This is a genomic window from Vibrio sp. Vb2960 (assembly GCF_033337665.1).
Taxonomy (GTDB): domain Bacteria; phylum Pseudomonadota; class Gammaproteobacteria; order Enterobacterales; family Vibrionaceae; genus Vibrio; species Vibrio alginolyticus.
Window position 1 is genome coordinate 41160 of the sequence record NZ_JAWORD010000012.1, and the last position, 20632, is coordinate 61791.

General features: G+C 43.3%; 18 protein-coding genes. 8 read left to right on the top strand and 10 right to left on the bottom strand.

Annotated features, from left to right (window positions below; genetic code table 11):
- Positions 1-49 precede the first annotated feature (49 nt).
- The gene (gene hemH, locus R7O03_RS11995) at positions 50-1012 is read left to right on the top strand and encodes a ferrochelatase (RefSeq protein ID WP_017819956.1); all 963 of its coding nucleotides are present in this window, start codon (positions 50-52) and stop codon (positions 1010-1012) included.
- Between the two features lie 49 nt (positions 1013-1061).
- On the opposite strand, the gene R7O03_RS12000 is transcribed toward hemH, so the two are convergent.
- Positions 1062-2450: a peptide MFS transporter gene (locus R7O03_RS12000; RefSeq protein WP_005382097.1), complete on the bottom strand. Its 1389-nt coding sequence runs from the start codon at positions 2448-2450 to the stop codon at positions 1062-1064.
- Positions 2451-2784: 334 nt separating this feature from the next.
- On the opposite strand from R7O03_RS12000, the gene rfaH reads away from it, so the two are divergent.
- Complete coding sequence (rfaH, locus tag R7O03_RS12005; protein ID WP_005382098.1) at positions 2785-3285, top strand: transcription/translation regulatory transformer protein RfaH; 501 nt, start codon at positions 2785-2787, stop codon at positions 3283-3285.
- 115 nt (positions 3286-3400) lie between these two features.
- Here rfaH and asnB read toward each other — a convergent pair whose 3' ends face one another.
- From asnB to nagA, 4 genes are all read right to left on the bottom strand, one after another.
- Positions 3401-5065 (bottom strand): asparagine synthase B, encoded by a 1665-nt coding sequence (asnB, locus tag R7O03_RS12010; protein ID WP_005384979.1) that lies wholly within the window; start codon positions 5063-5065, stop codon positions 3401-3403.
- Between the two features lie 230 nt (positions 5066-5295).
- Positions 5296-6885 carry a cation:proton antiporter family protein gene (locus R7O03_RS12015; RefSeq protein WP_047102890.1) on the bottom strand — a complete coding sequence of 530 codons (1590 nt, stop codon included), beginning with the start codon at positions 6883-6885 and terminating at the stop codon, positions 5296-5298.
- Between the two features lie 81 nt (positions 6886-6966).
- The gene (nagC, locus tag R7O03_RS12020; RefSeq protein WP_005382105.1) at positions 6967-8181 is read right to left on the bottom strand and encodes a DNA-binding transcriptional regulator NagC; all 1215 of its coding nucleotides are present in this window, start codon (positions 8179-8181) and stop codon (positions 6967-6969) included.
- 2 nt (positions 8182-8183) lie between these two features.
- A complete protein-coding gene (nagA, locus tag R7O03_RS12025; RefSeq protein ID WP_213868286.1) occupies positions 8184-9320 on the bottom strand; it encodes an N-acetylglucosamine-6-phosphate deacetylase in 1137 nt (378 codons plus the stop codon).
- A gap of 490 nt (positions 9321-9810) precedes the next feature.
- Here nagA and nagE point away from each other — a divergent pair, with 490 nt between their 5' ends.
- Complete coding sequence (gene nagE / locus R7O03_RS12030; RefSeq protein ID WP_258452141.1) at positions 9811-11304, top strand: N-acetylglucosamine-specific PTS transporter subunit IIBC; 1494 nt, start codon at positions 9811-9813, stop codon at positions 11302-11304.
- Between the two features lie 276 nt (positions 11305-11580).
- A complete protein-coding gene (gene glnS, locus R7O03_RS12035) occupies positions 11581-13251 on the top strand; it encodes a glutamine--tRNA ligase (RefSeq protein ID WP_213968538.1) in 1671 nt (556 codons plus the stop codon).
- A 222-nt stretch (positions 13252-13473) separates the two neighbouring features.
- Here glnS and fcrX read toward each other — a convergent pair whose 3' ends face one another.
- Entirely contained in the window at positions 13474-13923 is a 450-nt protein-coding gene (fcrX, locus tag R7O03_RS12040) for a ferric iron uptake transcriptional regulator FcrX (RefSeq protein ID WP_005382141.1), read from the bottom strand.
- A gap of 200 nt (positions 13924-14123) precedes the next feature.
- On the opposite strand from fcrX, the gene R7O03_RS12045 reads away from it, so the two are divergent.
- Positions 14124-14627 (top strand): DUF4442 domain-containing protein, encoded by a 504-nt coding sequence (locus R7O03_RS12045; protein ID WP_005382144.1) that lies wholly within the window; start codon positions 14124-14126, stop codon positions 14625-14627.
- A gap of 52 nt (positions 14628-14679) precedes the next feature.
- Here R7O03_RS12045 and fldA read toward each other — a convergent pair whose 3' ends face one another.
- From fldA to R7O03_RS12060, 3 genes are all read right to left on the bottom strand, one after another.
- Positions 14680-15213: a flavodoxin FldA gene (fldA, locus tag R7O03_RS12050; RefSeq protein ID WP_005382146.1), complete on the bottom strand. Its 534-nt coding sequence runs from the start codon at positions 15211-15213 to the stop codon at positions 14680-14682.
- Positions 15214-15261: 48 nt separating this feature from the next.
- Entirely contained in the window at positions 15262-15483 is a 222-nt protein-coding gene (locus R7O03_RS12055; RefSeq protein ID WP_005393038.1) for a DUF2788 domain-containing protein, read from the bottom strand.
- 112 nt (positions 15484-15595) lie between these two features.
- Positions 15596-16363 (bottom strand): alpha/beta fold hydrolase, encoded by a 768-nt coding sequence (locus R7O03_RS12060; RefSeq protein WP_213968539.1) that lies wholly within the window; start codon positions 16361-16363, stop codon positions 15596-15598.
- Between the two features lie 92 nt (positions 16364-16455).
- On the opposite strand from R7O03_RS12060, the gene seqA reads away from it, so the two are divergent.
- Entirely contained in the window at positions 16456-16998 is a 543-nt protein-coding gene (seqA, locus tag R7O03_RS12065) for a replication initiation negative regulator SeqA (RefSeq protein WP_005382149.1), read from the top strand.
- Between the two features lie 92 nt (positions 16999-17090).
- Positions 17091-18737, top strand: a complete 1647-nt coding sequence (pgm, locus tag R7O03_RS12070; protein WP_017634813.1) for a phosphoglucomutase (alpha-D-glucose-1,6-bisphosphate-dependent) — start codon at positions 17091-17093, stop codon at positions 18735-18737.
- Between the two features lie 61 nt (positions 18738-18798).
- Here pgm and R7O03_RS12075 read toward each other — a convergent pair whose 3' ends face one another.
- A complete protein-coding gene (locus R7O03_RS12075) occupies positions 18799-19572 on the bottom strand; it encodes a DUF1853 family protein (RefSeq protein WP_213960385.1) in 774 nt (257 codons plus the stop codon).
- Positions 19573-19803: 231 nt separating this feature from the next.
- Here R7O03_RS12075 and R7O03_RS12080 point away from each other — a divergent pair, with 231 nt between their 5' ends.
- Positions 19804-20562, top strand: coding sequence for a Nif3-like dinuclear metal center hexameric protein (locus R7O03_RS12080; RefSeq protein WP_005382162.1), 759 nt, complete (start codon positions 19804-19806; stop codon positions 20560-20562).
- Positions 20563-20632: the final 70 nt, after the last annotated feature.

Below are 20632 nucleotides of genomic sequence, written 5' to 3' on the forward strand. Positions count from 1 at the left end.
GAGGTTACTTAAATATATGAACCAAGCCGTTTACCATGAATAGGATGTTATGAAAGAGAATAATAAACAGGGTGTACTCCTAGTTAACCTGGGAACTCCTGACGCACCAACCGCTCCTGCCGTAAAGCGCTTTTTAAGTCAGTTTCTTCATGATCACCGAGTGGTAGACATGACTCGATGGCTTTGGTGTCCACTATTGCACGGCGTTATCCTTCCTATCCGAGCTCCTAAAGTTGCCAAACTCTATCAATCAGTATGGATGGAAGAGGGCTCGCCGTTGATGGTGTACTCTAAACGCCAAACGGAAAAGTTAGCACAAAAGCTTGATATACCTGTAGAGCTTGGTATGACGTATGGTAACCCAAGTTTGCAATCAGGCTTTGAAGCCCTATTGGCGCAAGGCGTTGATGAAGTCATTGTTTTACCTTTGTATCCGCAATACTCGGGCACAACAACGGCAGCGGTTTCTGACGGAATCACTAAAGCATTTAAAAACCTGCCGGTGATGCCAGGCTTTAGCTTTATTCGTGATTATTACAATCACCCGAAATATATTGAAGCGTTAGCGCATTCAGTTCGTGAACATTGGCAAAAGAATGGTCAGGGAGATTACCTGCTGTGTTCTTATCATGGTATTCCAAAACGCTATGCTGACAATGGTGATGTTTACCCACAGCATTGTGAAGAGACGACTCGCTTGCTTGGGGAAGCGTTAGGTTTAAGCGAACAACAAATTGGCATGACGTATCAGTCCCGATTTGGGAGAGAAGAGTGGCTTCAACCTTATACCGATAAGACCCTAGAGGCACTTCCTGCAAAGGGTGTGAAAAATATTAATGTTGTGACCCCTGCATTTTCGTCAGATTGTTTAGAGACGTTGGAAGAGATCTCGGAAGAGTGTAAAGAGATTTTCCTTGAAGCTGGTGGCGAAAACTTTACCTACATCCCTTGTTTGAACGATAGTGAACTTCATATCGAGATGATGGTTGAGTTAGTTCAATCTAAACTTTAGATACAAAAAAGGGTCGCAATAGCGACCCTTTCTACGTTTAGTTGAGCGATCAAGCAACTTGTACTTGCTGCTCTTCTACTTGCTCTGCCGTGCTGTGCGTATTTTCAGCGCCATGCATCCAGCGAACGAGTGTATTAGAGAATAGGAGCAAAATTACGCCACTTACGGTTGCGCTGACCGCAATACCACTAAAGATAGCCATAGCGCCTAACTCGCCTACGTGAGAGCCCACATAGCCCGCAACATAGTTAGCAATCGCATTACAGCCAAACCATGCACCCATCATAAGTGAAGCTAAGCGAAGCGGTGCTAATTTAGTCACCAATGAAAGACCAATTGGTGATAAACACAGCTCGCCTAATGTGTGGAAGAAGAAAGCGCCGACCAACCATAACATCGATGTTTTTACTGTTGTATCTCCACCTTGTTCTAGCACTGCGCCAACCATACAAAGGAAACCAATCGCCAAGAAAAATAGTGCCATCGCAAATTTCACTGGCGAAGTAGGTTCACGTTTACCCAATTTTACCCAAAGGACAGCCAGAACTGGCGCTAGAGTAATAATGAAAAATGGGTTTAGTGATTGGAACCACGCAGCAGGAACTTCGAAACCACCAATCATGCGATCAGTATATTGTTGAGTGTAGATGTTCATCAGACCACCAGCTTGTTCAAAGCCTGCCCAGAAGACAATAGTGAATAAGCTCATGACCAGAATTACTTTTAGTCGATTCACTTCTTCTTTGGTGAGTGGCTGCTTCGTGGTGGCGTTTTTGTTGTTTAGATCTCGTTTCGCCGCTGGTTCGCGACCAATATCACCAAGCCATGATTGAGCCAGTACCATTTGCATCACTAGGCTAACCAGCATACCCACACCAGCGGCAACAAAGCCTGCTTTCCAACCGTAAGAGGTTGTCACAGAGCCAGAAACGACGCCGGCAAGTAATGCACCTAAGTTGATACCCATATAAAAGATAGTGAATGCACCGTCACGACGGTTGTCACCTTCTTGATAAAGGTCGCCAACCATGGTTGAGATATTTGGCTTAAAGAGACCGTTACCAGTGATAAGTAAACCAAGACCTAAATAGAAGCTGTGTAGCGAACCAATACCTAAAGCATCAGCAGGAAGTGCAAGAGTAAACTGGCCGATGGCCATTAACGCGCCACCAAGCAAAATTGAGCGACGTTGACCTAAATAGTTATCTGCTAGGTAACCACCGATAAGAGGCGTGATATACACAAGCCCTGTGTATATACCGTATAGGTCTAATGCGTCTTTGGTTGACCAGCCAAGGCCACCATTCATTGTTGTATCAGTAAGGTAAAGCACGAGAATGGCACGCATTGCGTAGTAAGAAAAGCGTTCCCACAGTTCAGTACCGAACAATAAGAACAGGCCACGTGGATGACCAAAATATTGATGTTGGTTTGACATAAGCTCTTCTAATAGTAGTTATTACATTTTTTAACGACTTCTACGTATACAATGCAATTCAACGAGTGACAAATAATAAAATTTTGCCATTCGACTATTTTTGTTTGTTAAGTGGCTGTTTTTGATTGAATTTGCAGATTATATGATGGTGTATTGGTTGTGTTACAAACTTAATTTCCATTTTTGCATATGGACTTCTTTATCGTAAGTTGCTGAAAAAATGTCGTTAATGCGAGCGATGTATAATCATACTTTTATAGATAAACTGAATATCAATGACTCAACTTTGGCTTAATGCTAGGATAAAAACAAAATAGAATTGGCTAGTAAAAAGATGAAACGTTGGTATCTACTTTATTGTAAACGTGGGGAGCAGGTTAGGGCGAAACAACACCTTGAAAACCAAGGTGTAGAGTGCTTTTATCCAACTGTAGAAGTTGAAAAGATTTTGCGCGGTAAAAGACAAAAAGTCGAGGAACCGCTGTTTCCTTGTTACGTATTCGCTTACTTTGATTATGAGCAAGGGCCAAACTTCACCTCAGTCCGCTCTACTCGAGGTGTTGTTGACTTTGTGCGTTTTGGTGCTCAACCGAAAGAAGTTCAAGGTGACTTGGTCTTCGAATTGATGCAGCTAGAAAAGTGTTGTAATGACAATACCGTTTCTGAATGCATGCCAAAACCAGGCGATCAAATTAGAGTTAAAAGCGGTCAATTTGCGGGCATAGATGCCATCTTCCAAGAACAAGATGGTGAGAAACGCTCAATTATGCTAGTTCAGATGATCACCAAGCGTGTGCCTGTCAGCATCGACAATAGTGATTTAGATTTAAAATAGCCTAATTCCATCAAACATAAAAAGAGGTGCAAAAGCACCTCTTTTTGATCGTATCTAATTTTCTGTCTGTTTTAAAAGGGTTGGACGAACCGACCCTTATCTTTATCGTAGAGAATTAGTATGAGTCGTTGTGAACGGTCTGTACTGCACGACCTGATGGGTCAACACAGTTTTGGAACGATTCATCCCATTCAATCGCCTTCGCTGAAGAACACGCTACTGAAGGGCCTCCTGGTACACACTCTGCTGCTGATGGAAGTGGGAATAACTCTTCAAAGATTTCACGGTACACGTAGCCTTCTTTTGTCGTTGGCGTGTTGTATGGGAATCGATATTGAGCTGTTTCCATCTGCTGGTCTGTCACTTTCTGTTCTGCTACTTCTTTCAGCGTATCGATCCAGCTGTAGCCAACGCCATCAGAGAATTGCTCTTTTTGACGCCATGCGATCGATTCTGGCAGGTAGTGCTCGAAGCACTCACGAAGGATGTGTTTCTCCATTTTACCGTTGCCACACATCTTGTCTGCTGGGTTCAAGCGCATTGCTACATCTATGAACTCTTTATCTAGGAAAGGTACGCGTCCTTCAACTCCCCATGCTGCCAGCGACTTGTTAGCACGAGCACAGTCGAACATGTTCAGAGCAAGCAGTTTACGCACTGTCTCCTCGTGGAACTCTTTCGCGTTTGGCGCCTTGTGGAAGTAAAGGTAGCCACCAAAGATTTCGTCAGCGCCCTCACCAGACAATACCATCTTGATACCCATCGCTTTGATCTTGCGACCCATTAAGAACATAGGTGTTGATGCGCGGATAGTCGTCACGTCATACGTTTCAATGTGGTAAATCACGTCACGAATCGCGTCCAAACCTTCTTGAATCGTGTACGTCATTTCGTGGTGAACGGTACCAATTTGGTCGGCAACTTCGCGAGCGGCTTTCAGGTCAGGCGCGCCTTCTAGGCCAACAGCAAAAGAGTGCAGTTGAGGCCACCAAGCTTCAGACTTTTCATCATCTTCAATACGCATCGCTGCAAAGCGTTTTGCTACCGCAGATGTAATAGAAGAATCTAGACCACCTGAAAGTAGCACACCGTAAGGCACGTCAGTCATTAGTTGGCGTTTAACAGCCGCTTCTAGCGCTTCCGTCAATTCTTCTTTGCTAGTGCTGTTACCTTGTACTGCTGCGTACTCGTTCCAGTCACGAACATAGTAACGTGTTGGCTCAGTATCTTTAGAGCTGTAGTAGCTACCAGGAGGGAATTCACTTACTGTTTTACATACTGGAACAAGAGCCTTCATCTCTGATGCCACATAGTAGTTACCATGCTCATCGTGACCTTGATAAAGAGGGATAATACCAATATGGTCACGGCCGACTAAATACTCATCTTTTTCTTCGTCGTAGAGCACAAAAGCGAAAATACCGTTTAGTTCTTCAAGGAGATCTGCACCCATATCTTGGTAAAGTGCAAGAATGACTTCACAGTCTGAATCGGTTTGAAATTCGTACTTTCCTTCGTAACGAGCACGAATTTCTTTATGGTTGTAGATTTCACCATTGACGGCAAGGATGAGCTTCTTATCAGGGCTGTATAGCGGCTGTGCACCACTATTTAGACCAACAATCGCCAAGCGCTCGTGCGCTAAAATAGCACGCTCTGAAGAGTAAATCCCAGACCAGTCTGGGCCACGGTGACGAAGTTTTTTCGACATCTCTAATGCGATAGGGCGCAATGCGGCTGCATCGCTTTTAATGTCTAAAATGCCAAATACTGAACACATACTACATCCTTACTAAACTAAACAATTTCTAATCGGTATGGTTTAAATTTGCCATTACTAATAAAAAAAGCAACGTTTTGTGATTAAAAAAATGATAAAAGGCCTTGTTGTATGGAAAACATTTAACTCAACCGTTGTTTTGGTGAATGAGATCAAGGTTTGGTATGAAAAACATACAAAAAAGGCTTTCTATCAATAGAAAGCCTTTCAAAAAATATCAGTGCTGTTGCTTATTTAATTGGTGTGAATTTAGGCTGAAGTTGTTTACAGACGTGTCGAGCAAAACCGCTACCAGCTTCACTATATATATTGAATGCTGCGTCAACGCCATTTTCAAGTAAGCCTTCCAATTGATCTGGGTATTCGGCGATAGCGGCAATTTGCCCCTTATATTTTCTGCGTTTAAGCTGCTCAAGTGCTGTTTGGTTACCTTGATGATGTGGCATTGCAAGCAGAACCAGTTTTACATGACCTGTATCTAAAATTCGCTCCCAGAAATCCGGGTCGGTGGCATCACCAGAAATCACATTTCTTCCTTCTGAACGATGATGATGTGCAGCGTCTTCACGAATTTCTATACCCAATGAAATTTTGCCATAGCGTGAGCGTAGCTCATCATAAGCGCCCGTTCCAATACGCCCCATACCTAAGATCAATACTTGGGCATGACCTGGGTTGATGAGTTGGTCGCGTTGATTGAGCTTTTCTACCGCTGTCTCTTGTAGCCACTTACCTGAATGTTGATAAATTTTATGGCTAAGGCGGTTAAGTGGCGCGGAAATTACAAAGGATACCGACACCGCAACCGCAATCGCAGCAAGCATATCACTTGGCATCCAGCCCATTTTATAGGCCAACCCTGCAACAATAAGACCAAACTCACTGTAGTTAAATAGTGATAAAGAGGCGAGCAAAGAGGTACGTACTCGAAACTTAAAATGATTAATAGTAACGAAGTACAAGAGTCCTTTGATTGGTAGCAGTAAGATAAATAGCAGGGCGAGAACGACGCCATTCACGCTCAATGAGGCGGATAAACCAATGTTTAAAAAGAAGCAGACTAAAAAGAGCTCCTTCATATTGAATAATGACTTGGATAGTTCTGAGGCTTTTGGGTGACCTGCGAGTAGCATGCCTAAAATTAGCGCGCCCAAGTCTGGTTTCATCCCAACCAACTCGAATAGCCCAGCACCGATAACAAGCGCGAAGAAAATACCGAATAGCACTAGCATTTCGCCGTGGCCAACTTTATCGAGCAGCTTATAGAATAGAGGACGAAGGAAAGGCAGTGCGAACAAACCGATGGCATACCATTCTGGGACTTTTCCGGTTGAAGCAGTCAGGAATACTACGGCAAAAATATCTTGCATAACCAAGATACCGATCGCGAGTGTGCCGTAGGTCGCGTTCATTTCGCCTTTTTCTTGCAATGCTTTTACGGCAAAAACGGTACTAGAGAACGATAGTGCAAAAGCTAAAAGCAGGATTTGGCTGCCGTCCATACTGGCTAGCGAAGTCAAGCCCAGTAGTTTTAAGCCGGATAACGCTAGGGCAAAAAAAGCGGTAGAGAGTATGTTGTGGGCGGTTGCCCCTCCCCATATTTCTTTGGACAGCAGGGTTTTTACATCGAGTTTGAGTCCAATAGTAAACAGAAGAAGAGTAACACCAAGATCTGCGAGAGTGACGATAACGTCATTGCTTTGGTAACCAAATGCATGCAAGCCAAATCCAGCTAGTAGAAAACCAACGAGGGGAGGGAGGCTGCATTTAAGCGCAATAAAACCAGCTAAAAAAGCGGCTGTAATTAGAATAATTTCCATACTGTTAAGCTGTATTCCTGATATACAAAAACGGGCTGTGAAAACACAGCCCGAGATTGTAACTCAATTGGTTGTATAAACTTAGTCTTCCAGTAACTTTTGTAACAAAACTCCGTTTAGCATAGCGCGTTTAATCATCGCAAATGCGCCCATCGTTGGCTGCTTATCAATGTGAGAAGCCACGATAGGGAGGTCGTTATGGAAAGTTTTAAGAGATTGATTCTCTACGTTGCGTTGAATTGCAGGGAAAACAATATCTTGTGCTGCAGTAATATCGCCAGCAATTACAATTTTCTGTGGATTAAATAAGTTAACCGTAATCGCAATCGCTTTACCTAGCTGGTTGCCCACTCGCACTAAACTCTGTTTCGCAAGTTCATCACCATTCATTGCGTGCTGACATACCGCTTCAATTGTGATGTTTTCAAGGTCGGTTAAGCTTGATTCGTATCCTTGAGTAATCAGTTGCTTCACTCGTTGAATAATCGCTGGGTTTGCAGCTACGGTTTCTAAACAGCCAAAGTTTCCACATTGGCATTGCTCGCCAAGCGGGTCAATTTGGATATGACCAATTTCACCGACGTTGCGGTTAAAACCAAGAAAAACCTGGCCGTTAACGATAATACCTGCGCCAGTACCGCGGTGGACGCTAACCAAAATAGAATCCTGGCAGTCTTGGCTTGCTCCAAAGTAGTGCTCAGCCAACGCCATGCCACGTACGTCGTTGCCAACAAAGCATGCTGTATTAAACTTCTCTCCAACAATTTCACCGAGAGCAAGATTATCGATATCGGTATTAGGCATGTATTCGACCACGCCAGTTGTTGGGTTAACAAGGCCCGGTAAAGTGATGCCGATAGCGATGAGTTGATCAATTTTGTCTTCGCAACGGCTTACGAAATCTTTTAATAAATCGATAAGCCCTGCGATTAAGTCTGCTTGGTTAGTGTAGTGCAATTCATGCTGATCTTCTGCCAGCGCGGTACCACCTAAATCGTATAAACTGAACTGTACGTAATCTCGACCTAAGCGAACGGCAATCGAATGAAAAGGTTTGACTTCAGTAGTCAAAGAGATCGCACGACGACCACCAGTTGAAGCTTGTTGGGCGACCTCCTTAATAAGGCCGCGCTCTAAAAGTTGGCGGGTTATTTTGGTAACACTAGCAGGCGCGAGCTGACTCACGTCCGCGACTTGAATACGGGAGATAGGACCTTGCTGATCAATCAGCCTATATACCGCAGCGCTGTTAAGCTGTTTTACTAAATCTACATTACCAATCTGTCCGCCATTCATGCTTAATTTTGCTCGTATTGTCCGTTAACAACCGTCGCTTTTACTTTAAAGTCACGATCGAAAATAGTCAGGTTTGCAACCATCCCTTTTCGAACTCGGCCAAGGCGATCCTCAACACCAATTGCTGTTGCTGGGTATAACGTGGCCATTCGTAGAGCTTCGTCTAAAGCGATCCCCGCGTGCTCAACTGAATTCTGAACTGCTTCAATCATTGTCAAAGCTGAGCCGCCTAGCGTGCCATTTTCATCAACACACTTACCATCTCGGTAATATACTTTCTTACCGACAAAAATAAAGTGATCAATGTTAGCACCTGCTGGAGCTGTGGCATCCGTCACCAAAACAAGCTTGTCACCTTTGATTTTATGAGCAATTCGGATGTTTGCGTAGTCGACGTGAAAACCATCAGCAATAATGCCAGCGTATACGTCAGGAGTATCGTAAATTGCACCAACAACTCCTGGTTCACGACCAACCATTGGTGTCATTGCATTAAAGAGGTGTGTAGCAAAAGTAATGCCTGCTTCAAAGCTTTTACGTGCTTCGGCGTAGGTTGCATTTGTGTGGCCAATTGAAACCACGATGCCAGCAGCCTTTAATCGCGCAATATGCTCTGGGTCGTTATGCTCAGGTGCTAGTGTTACTTTCGCTACGATATCGGCGTTTGCGCAGATAAGGTCGATCATGCTTTCGTCTGATGGGCGAATAAAATCGACGTTATGGATGCCTTTTTTCGCGACGTTAAGGTAAGGACCTTCGAGGTGTAAACCAAGCGATTGATTTTGATACTTGTTGTGGTACTCACGAGCTGCAGCAATTGCAGTTCGCATATCTTCATCAGATGACGTAATGAGTGTTGGCAGGAAGCTAGTACAGCCAGATTTGAGGTTTGCCTGGTGCATGATTTGCATTGTTTCAGGGGTAATTGCATCGTTTAGCATTACACCGCCACAACCGTTCAACTGCAGATCGATAAAGCCTGGGCTTAGATTAGCGCCTGCAAGGTCTTTTACTTCGATGCTTTGAGGTAGCTCAGAAACCGGCACAATAGATTGAATAAGATCGTTTTCGATGATGACCGCATGATCGGTAAGAACATCACTACCGGTATAAATTTTACAGTTACTTAGCGCGTACATAGTCAGCTAGTCCTTATAGATGAGAATTCAATTTCTATATCGTTATCTAAGTAGAGACTGCTTCAGTCATATGGGTACTTAGTTTGTATCACTGAATTAGATAACGAGTCACATACAGCAAGTCGCGTTTTATCGATGTTATTGTCATAGTAACTAACTGAAAAGTAATAATTGTATGGTTTTTTTATGATTCTTTTTCAGAGCAAAGTTACAGTGATTTACCCGCCTAGATACCAAAATAACACTGATTCTGCCTTGCATAAAGTGCGAGAATATTATCTTTAAAACGCCATTTTTTCGTATAATAAAATAAGTTTTATGATCTCGCTAGCAAAAACCTTCCGAAAGGGCAAATTGTGGTGATTATGATCACAAACGGTGAGCTTTTAATTTGCGGAGCAAAATTAATATCATAAACTTAGGATGACTAAATTGGACGGCTGAAATAAGTCATTCAACATAACATCTAATCCTATAGGGGGAACTTAAGGTGAACATTCTCGGATACTTCCAGAAGGTGGGTAAGGCGCTTATGGTGCCGGTTGCCACACTTCCTGCAGCAGCAATACTCATGGGTATTGGCTACTGGATCGACCCAAATGGCTGGGGCGCAAACAGTGCACTTGCTGCATTTCTTATTAAAGCTGGTGCAGCGATCATTGACAACATGTCAGTATTGTTCGCTGTTGGTGTTGCTTATGGAATGTCTAAAGACAAAGATGGCGCCGCTGCACTTTCAGGTTTCGTGGGCTTCTTAGTTGTCACAACGCTTTTGGCCCCTGGTGCAGTATCACAAATTCAAGGCATTGACCCAGGTGAAGTACCTGCTGCATTTGGTAAAATCAATAACCAGTTCGTCGGTATCTTGGTTGGTATTGTTTCTGCTGAGTTGTACAACCGTTTTTCTCATGTAGAGCTGCACAAAGCACTGGCGTTTTTCTCTGGCAAGCGTCTTGTACCGATCCTAACGTCTTTTGCTGGTATCGTTATTGCGTTCATCCTGATGTACGTTTGGCCATCAGTTTACGGCGGTCTGGTAAGTTTTGGTGAAAGCATTCAAGGTATGGGTGAAGCAGGTGCAGGTGTTTACGCATTCTTCAACCGTCTTCTAATTCCTGTTGGTCTGCACCATGCACTAAACTCAGTGTTCTGGTTTGATGTTGCTGGTATTAATGACATTCCAAACTTCCTTGGCGGTGCGAAATCATTAGCTGAAGGCACGGCAACGGTAGGTGTTACGGGGATGTACCAAGCGGGCTTCTTCCCAATCATGATGTTTGGTTTACCAGGCGCTGCTCTAGCGATGTACCATACTGCGAAATCAAAGAATAAAGAGAAAGTGGCATCTATCATGATTGCGGCTGCGTTTGCTTCATTCTTTACAGGTGTAACAGAACCACTTGAATTTGCATTCATGTTCCTTGCTCCAGGACTGTACGTTCTTCACGCAGCGCTGACTGGTCTATCAGTTTATATCGCGGCATCAATGCAGTGGATTGCAGGTTTCGGTTTCTCTGCTGGTTTAGTCGACTTAGTATTGTCAACTCGTAACCCGCTAGCGGTAAACTGGTACATGCTCATTGTACAAGGTCTTGGTTTCTTTGCGGTTTACTACTTCGTGTTCCGTACCGTGATTGTTAAGTTTGGCCTTAAAACACCGGGACGTGAAGATGATGAAGAAGCTTCATCTAACGTGGCTGGATCAAGCAATTCTTCTGAGCTTGCTCGTCAGTACTTGAAAGCACTTGGCGGTCATGACAACCTAAGTTCTATCGATGCCTGTATTACTCGTTTGCGCCTTTCTGTGAAAGATATGAGCGTTATCAATGAGAAAACTCTGAAAGATCTTGGAGCTATGGGAGTTGTGAAGCTAGGTACAAACAACCTACAAGTTATTCTTGGTCCACTAGCAGAGATTGTTGCTGGTGAGATGAAGAATGTATCTAAAGATGAAGACTTAAGTGGTGTTCAGCTACCAGCTTAACTGTTTAATAGTGGTGTTATTGTTTGTTATTGGTATTGCAAACAATTGATACTACAACATCGCAAAAGGCCTCCGCAGGAGGCCTTTTTTCGTTTAGGCCCTTTGAATCTGCTTTGCTTTCACGCTAACTCGATAAATATTGTCGTTTTAGAGCGAGTTCTTGTTGTCTAATTGCTTAGAATTGTGGATCATTAGGAACAATGTACTCTGTGAAACCATACTTGGATACAGGGTTCCGTTTTCTCTGACAATACTAATATTTTTGAGGTGCTATAGATGAGTGAAGCTGATGCTCGTCCATCAAACTTTATTCGCCAGATCATTGATAAAGATCTAGCGGATGGTAAACACACTAGCGTGCATACTCGATTCCCGCCGGAGCCAAATGGCTACCTGCATATCGGTCATGCTAAGTCTATCTGTTTGAACTTCGGTATTGCTCAGGACTACCAGGGTCAATGTAATCTGCGTTTCGACGATACAAACCCTGAAAAAGAAGACATCGAATACGTTGAGTCTATCAAGAAAGATGTAAACTGGTTGGGCTTTGAGTGGAGTGGTGAAGTATGTTACTCATCAAACTACTTCGATAAGCTTTACGAATATGCAATTGAATTGATTAACAAAGGCTTAGCGTACGTAGATGAGCTAAGTCCAGAGCAAATTCGTGAATACCGCGGCACACTAAAGGCGCCAGGTAAACCAAGTCCATACCGTGACCGTTCTGTTGAAGAGAACTTGGCGTTGTTTGAAAAAATGCGCGCTGGTGAATTTGAAGAAGGTAAAGCGTGTCTTCGTGCTAAAATCGACATGGGTTCTTCATTCATGGTCATGCGCGATCCAGTTTTATACCGTGTGCGTTTTGCTACGCACCACCAAACTGGTGATAAGTGGTGCATTTACCCAATGTACGACTTTACGCACTGTATTTCTGATGCATTAGAAGGCATTACGCACTCTATTTGTACGCTTGAATTCATGGATAACCGTCGTCTGTACGATTGGGTTCTAGACAACATCACGATCGAAAGCCGTCCACATCAATACGAGTTCAGTCGTTTAAACCTTGAATATACAGTGATGTCTAAGCGTAAGCTTAACCAGCTAGTTACTGAAAAACTGGTTAATGGTTGGGATGATCCACGTATGCCGACTGTCTCAGGTCTGCGTCGTCGTGGCTTCACACCTGCATCTATTCGTGAGTTTTGTAAGCGTATTGGTGTAACGAAGCAAGAAAATATGATCGAGTTTAGTTCATTAGAATCTTGTATTCGTGATGACCTAAACGAGAACGCTCCGCGTGCAATGGCTGTACTGGATCCTGTTAAAGTTGTTATCGAAAACTTTGAAGCAGGCGCAGTAGAAAACTTGACAGTTGCCAACCACCCAAATAAACCAGAAATGGGCGTGCGTGAAGTGCCATTCACGCGTGAATTGTGGATTGAGCGTGAAGACTTCCGTGAAGAAGCGAACAAAAAGTACAAGCGTTTAGTGCTAGGTAAAGAAGTTCGTTTACGTGGTGCTTACGTGATCAAAGCGGAGCGCGTTGAAAAAGATGCAGAAGGCAACATCACAACTATCTTCTGTTCTTATGATGCAGATACGCTAGGTAAAAACCCAGCAGATGGTCGTAAAGTGAAAGGCGTTATTCATTGGGTGTCAGCAGATAAAGCTCTTCCTGCGGAAATTCGTCTGTACGATCGTTTATTTACGGTGCCAAACCCAGGCGCAGCGAAAGATTTTGCTTCTACTATCAACCCTGAATCATTAGTTGTGATCAATGGCTTTGTCGAGCCTAGCCTAGCTTCTGCAGAAGCAGAAAAAGGTTACCAGTTTGAACGTATGGGTTACTTCTGTGCAGACTCGAAAGACTCTTCAGCAGATAATCTAGTATTCAACCGCACGGTTGGTTTACGTGATACCTGGGCAAAAATTGAGAATCAATAATCTCAATTAATGCTGAGAACGATGAAAAAATGCCAGCAAACGCTGGCATTTTTTATACCTAATCCCACAGAGTGCTATATAGATGTGCAAAACTGTGGAGAAAAAAGATGGGTGCTTAGTAGCTTTTGTTCTGTAACCAAAGTACTGACGTCTAAGGTACTGACTTCTAGAAACAAAAAACGCCAGCATGTGCTGACGTTTACTTTTTAAATTAACAAACCCTTATTTTTTCGGTTTGTGTGCATCTGGATTGTCTTTACAACCACCATCGCTACACTTGCCGTACAAGTATAAGCTGTGGTTTGTTAGTGTGACATTGTACTTAGCTGCAATCTCTTTTTGACGTTCTTCAATAAGATCGTCAGAAAATTCAATTACCTCACCACAGTCTAGGCACACTAGGTGGTCGTGGTGATGTTGAGTCGATAATTCGAAGACTGACTTTCCACCTTCAAAGTGGTGACGAGTTACAATACCAGCATCGTCGAACTGGTTTAGAACTCGGTAAACAGTTGCTAGGCCAATTTCTTCACCTAGATCAATCAACTTTTTGTACAAATCTTCAGCACTGATGTGCTGGCAGTCTGGCTGCTGAAGTACTTCTAGAATTTTTAGCCTCGGAAGGGTTACTTTTAAACCCGCATCCTTCAGCGCCTGATTATTATCTGACATATACTTTCCCGTTGGATCATCTGCAGCGATTTAACAGAATTCAATCTTCCTACCATTATAGGATAAGCGTTCGGAACATTAAACCACGAACTTCAAAGGGTTAATAGAATCTTTTTGTAAATTAGAAACAGGTCCATTATATTACAGCTCTGACCAGTTACAATTGTGTAACATTAAGCTTGGAGAGGGCAGGGATAGCGATGAATAGGCGACTAGCGAAGATATACAAACCAGGAATTGTAAAGTTCGCACTCAATATTTGGCCTCCTTTTTGGGGGGCGGGTATTAAAATCTTACATATTTCTCAAGACTTCCGTACTGTAAAGGTACGTTTAAAGCTTCGCTGGTGGAATAAAAATGCCAATCGCACCCAATATGGCGGCAGTATTTTCTCTTTAACTGATCCTATTTACTCGTTGATGCTGATGGGGATTCTACGAGAGGAATATTATGTGTGGGATAAAGAGGCAAGCATTAACTTTATTAAGCCGGGGCAAAGTGATTTGTTTGCAGAATTTGAGGTCACTGAAGGGATGCTGGAAAACATTTATCAAATGACACGGAATGGAGAAAAGTGTTTTCCTGAGTTTATTACTCATGTAAAAGATAAACAGGGGAATGTGGTTTCAGAGGTTCAACGCAAGCTTTATGTAAGAAAGAAACCTCAGTATCGCGAAGAGGAAGTACTTACCGATGCTGTGTGACAATACATACAAAAAGACCTCCAAGTGGAGGTCTTTGCATCATTCAATTTGATTAGCCTTCTAGCTCAGCTAAACACATCTCTTCATAGATCTGTTTAACCCAGCTTTCAACACGCTCGTCAGTCAATTCTGGTTGGCGGTCTTCATCAATACATAGACCTACGAATTGGCTTTCGTCACCTTCAACAAGTGCTTTAGACGCTTCAAATTCGTAGCCTTCTGTCGAGGTATGGCCAAGAATTGTGCCGCCTTTAGATTCAACGATATCACGGACTGTGCCCATCGCGTCACAGAAGTATTCTGCGTAGTCTTCTTGGTCGCCACAGCCAAAGATAGCCACTAGCTTAGTAGAGAAGTCGATTTGCTCAAGTTCAGGGAAGAAGTCATCCCAATCACATTGTGCTTCGCCGTAGTACCAAGTTGGGATACCTAGAAGAAGAAGATCGAAGTTATCAATGTCTTCTTTGCTGCTTTTCGCGATGTCTTGAACGTGAACTAGATGTTTACCTAGTTGCTTTTGAATCATCTTTGCAACGGCTTCAGTATTACCTGTGTCGCTACCGAAGAAGATACCTACACTTGCCATAGAGTCTATACCTTTACATTGTTTGTTATTGGCGATGCTACTAAGGGTTTAACCTAACCCTGAGCCTTCCCAAGTTAGCTGAATTACACCTTTTGCAATAAAGCCAGCACAGCCTAGGAAAAGGACTAACCACACAATACGACGACCAAAAACAGGTACATTGCCTTGCTTTAGCACATCTTTTATCGCCATCCCGATGAAAAAAAAGATAGCAGCAAAAAGAAGATCGAGCCCAATAGACTCGAGCATATCCATATAGTCGTAAAGCATTTTAGCCCTTCATGCCGAAAAATCTTGGGCGCACTATACCACTGTTAAACGGTAAAGTTAATGCACTACAAGAAGGGTTATTTCAATAATCTAGTGTTGCTTTTCGAATTTGTTAACTCGAAATGTATTTTCGAATGACTCTCATTACTTCTGTCGGTTTCTCGGCGTGTAACCAGTGACCAGTACCAGCGATAATGTGTGCTTTAGCATGGTTAAATTGTCGCTTCACTGCCGGCTGATGTTCTGGCATTAAGTAGTCAGAGTCGCCGCCTTTGATAAATAAAGTTGGGATATCTGTTGGTGTGATTTCTTTCCAGCCAATAATTTGGTCATAATTCTCAAAAAGGCTCGGTACGTTAAACCGCCAATCCATCTTATCGCCATTTTTGTACAGTGATTTAGAGAGAAATTGTCTTACACCATCGAGTTCAATATGTTGAGCTAGAATATCCATGGCTTGCTGTCGATTTGCTGGTTTTTCATTAATAACAGCATGTAAGCCGTTAAAAACATTATCGTGACGGTTCGTAGTGTAGGCTACAGGCGCCATGTCGAGAACGACTAACTGCTTGACTACATTTGGAGCAATGTCCACAAGAGCCATCGCTACTTTTCCGCCCATGGAGTGACCAATAACAATAGATGGCTCAACGTTTAAGTGCTGAAGGAGCTGAGCCACATCTTTTGCCATATCGGTATAGTTATGGACTTCGGAGTGGAAAGAGAGGCCGTGATTTCTCAGATCAATACTGATCACCGTGTGATCTTTAATAAGATCGCGGGCGAGTAGACCCAGATTACTTAAACTACCAAACAATCCGTGAATCAAAACAACTGTTTGGCCTTGGCCTTCCTGCTTATAGTTGAGTAATGCTGACATTTTATCTTATTCGTGATGGGTTTAACGTGGAGTATCCGCGTGGATCTCGTTATAATCCCCCAGAGTTTAAACATTGAGAATGTGAAAAGCGAATGAAAACAATTGAGGTTGATGAGGATCTATACCGTTATATAGCTAGTCAAACTAAGCATATCGGTGAAAGCGCCTCGGATATTTTGCGACGCCTTTTAAACCTTGATGGTCAGTTGCAGGAAGCTAAAGCCGCGCCTGTAGTAGAGAAGCCACAAGGGATTGTAGTAAGTAAAGATGCGGGTAAAACGGAATCTGTTGATGTAGTGAAAGAAATGCGTTCGCTGCTTATTTCTGATGAGTTTGCCGGTCTAAAAAAAGCGATTGATCGCTTTATGTTGGTATTATCGACCTTACATAAATTGAATCCAGAAGGTTTCGCCCAGGCGACGAATGTAAAAGGACGCAAACGCGTGTACTTTGCAGATAATGAAGAAACCTTGCTAGCAAACGGTAATACGACCAAGCCAAAAGCCATTCCTGGTACACCGTTTTGGGTTATCACGAATAACAATACAAGTCGTAAAAGACAGATGGTTGAACAAGTGATGGCACACATGGGGTTCCAACCTGACTTAATAGAAAAAGTAACAGGTTCAATCTAAGAAACCTGATAGAAGCCTCATAATGCGTCGCAGTGAGCGGATATTATGAGGCTTTTTTAATTTTATTTGTATTTAAAGAAAGGATGTCAAACATGGCTATGCACCCTCGTGCTGGGCAAAAAGCGCAGCAGGAAGATCTTCACAATATCCCAGCACTCGTTGCTAACTACTTCTTACTTCAACCAGACGCGGCAAACGCAGAACACAAAGTTCAATTTGGTACTTCTGGCCACCGCGGTACTGCAGACAAGCACACTTTTAACGAAAACCACATTTTAGCGATCGCTCAAGCGGTAGCAGAAGTTCGTGCTGAGCAAGGCACAATTGGCCCGTTGTTTGTGGGTAAAGACACGCATGCGCTATCTGAGCCTGCTTTCTCAAGTGTGATTGAAGTACTGATTGCAAATGGTGTGAAAGTGATTGTCCAACAAGACAACGGTTACACGCCAACACCGGGTATTTCACACGCGATTCTGACTTACAACATCAAACACGATGAAAAAGCAGACGGTATCGTTATTACTCCATCACATAACCCACCACAAGACGGCGGTATCAAATACAATCCGACACATGGTGGTCCTGCAGAAGCTGAGTTGACTCAAGCTATCGAAGATCGTGCGAACGAACTGATTGCTGAAGGTTTACAAGGTGTGAAACGCCTACCACTAGCAGAAGCAAAAGCATCGGATCTGTTTGTAGAGATGGACTTGGTGAAGCCATACATCGATGACCTGGTGAACGTTATCGATATGGAAGCAATCCAAAAAGCGAACCTGAAGATTGGTGTAGATCCATTGGGTGGCAGCGGTATCGATTACTGGCGTCAAATTGGTCAGGCATACAACCTAGACCTAACGCTAGTAAGTGAATCGATCGATCCTTCTTTCCAATTCATGTCGCTAGATAAAGACGGCGTTGTGCGTATGGACTGTTCTTCTCCTTACGCAATGGCGGGTCTATTGGCACTGAAAGACGAATACGATTTAGCATTTGGTAACGATCCTGACTACGACCGTCACGGTATCGTTACGCCAAAAGGTTTGATGAACCCGAACCACTTCTTAGCCGTTTGTATTGACTACTTGTACCGTCATCGTGACGAGTGGGGTAAAGATGTCGCTGTTGGTAAAACACTAGTTTCAAGTGCGCTGATTGACCGTGTTGTTGCGGATCTAGGTCGTGAGCTATGTGAAGTGCCTGTTGGTTTCAAATGGTTTGTAGACGGTCTGTACACTGGTAAGTTTGGTTTCGGCGGCGAAGAAAGTGCTGGTGCGTCATTCCTTCGTAAAGATGGCACGCCTTGGTCAACAGACAAAGATGGCATCTTGCTATGCCTTCTAGCAGCAGAGATCACTGCGGTAACGGGTAAGAACCCTCAAGATTACTATGAAGAGCTAGCGGCGAAGCACGGTGAGTCGAAGTACAACCGTATTCAAGCTGTAGCAAATGGCCCACAAAAAGACGTATTGAAGAAGTTGTCACCAGAAATGGTTGCGGCTGAAACTCTAGCAGGTGATGCGATCACTGCTCGTCTAACGCATGCACCAGGCAATGGTGCTGCGATTGGTGGCCTTAAAGTAACGACAGCTAACGGTTGGTTCGCTGCTCGTCCATCAGGTACAGAAGATATCTACAAGATTTACTGTGAAAGCTTCAAAGGTGAAGAACATCTGAAACAAATCGAAGCTGAAGCACAAGAAATAGTTAATCAAGTATTTGCAGCCGCTGGTTTGTAAAACATCCAATGGTCAATGTATCTAGCAAAGGGTTGATGTGAAAACATCAACCCTTTCATGTTTAAGTGCCCCGAACAGCTTTATCTCCGGGCCATGAATCTGGTACCACAAACCAGAATTGACCGTCTTCCGTTTGTGCGTGTATGAATCGATCTAAAGGCTTTTCAATAGGTTGAGAGAAATCGTCTGTACCGATCGCCCAGCATGGTTTATGTAAATGATAAAGTGGTTTACCAATTAAATCCCATTGACTTTGATAGCACCAGTAACCACTAATCTGACTTGGATTTAATTCATAACCCAAGCACTCCTTAGGAGTTGGCTCTGGAGTAAACGGATTAATATAGAGTCGTCCTTGCATCATTAGGCGCTCTTCTGGAGAGTCGTTTAAAGGAATTATTTTTTGAAATTCCGGGCGATCGCTCATTTTCAGCTGATGCGTGAGCATTCTATCCAATTTTGCATGTAACTGGTCGTGAGCATTCGGGCCATACCAAATGCCGTTGTAAAGAAGATAAAACTTAATCGCCACTTCCCAATGTTCTATCTGATTTGATTCTGTATTCCTCAACACCAAATCGACAGCACCAATGGTCTTACCTTCCGCGTCGTTTAACTGAATTTCTTCGGCAATAATCTGATATCGTTCTGAATTAGAAAGAGCCGCAGTGCATAGGTGCTGATATAAAAAACCCAGCCTAGGATTACCATTGTATTGTTCTGAGCTATTCAAAGGTTTGACCGAGACATCTTCTAAGGTTGCAAACGGAGGGGTTAACTTGAAAAGCGGAGGTGAAGTGGCGATCCATTGGTAAAAGCGTTGCAGTTGGTTCATCCGTATCCCTAAATTTATGGTGAGGCGACAAGCTTTGTTATTGTAACTAAATTTGCTTTTGAGGGTAGGGTGGCTAGCATCGATATTAGGGTTCGAGATACACTTTAAAGACCTAAATGATATCAAGGTGCCAGATGTCAAAACGTTGTTGTATCAACTAGGTTGCACTCTTTCGTCTGATTCCATCGAGAGGTTATTTAGGTTTACATGCGCTAGAAATTGGAAGTAATAATGAATAACTTAAAGCTAGAACAGATTCTTAATGACAAACTGTCACCGCAGTTAATTAAAGATTACGCACCAAATGGGTTACAGGTAGAAGGGAAATCAGCGGTAAAGCGTGTTATCACTGGCGTAACCGCCTCTCAAGCCTTAATCGATAAAGCGATTGAGCTTAATGCAGACGCATTGCTTGTTCATCATGGCTATTTTTGGAAAGGTGAGCCTGAGCCAATTCGTGGCATGAAAGGTAAACGAATTCGTAGCCTGATCAAAAATGATATCAACTTATATGGTTATCACCTTCCTCTAGATATACATCCAGAGCTAGGCAACAACGCTGAATTAGCTCGCTTACTTGAAATCGAAGTAGAAGGTGGGCTTGAAGGGCACCCTCAGTCAGTTGCTATGTTTGGGCGCTTGAAAAAGCCGATGTCTGGTGTTGAATTTGCGAGTAAGATCAACCAAGTTCTTGAAAGAGAGCCTCTGCATATCGCTCCAGAGAATACTGATAAGATGATTGAGACAGTCGGCTGGTGTACTGGTGGAGGGCAGGATTTCATTGAACTTGCTGTACAGCACGGGCTGGATGCATTTATCTCTGGAGAAATTTCAGAGCGCACCACTTATACTGCTCGTGAAATGGACATTCATTACTTTGCTGCAGGTCATCATGCTACTGAGCGTTATGGTGTTCAGGCCTTAGGCAAATGGCTAGCGGATGAATACGGCCTACATGTGGAGTTTATCGATATTGATAATCCGGTTTAACGTTCGCTATTAGTAACGTTAAGCGCTGAAAAGGAAAAGGGTTGAGACGAAAATCTCAACCCTTTTGTTT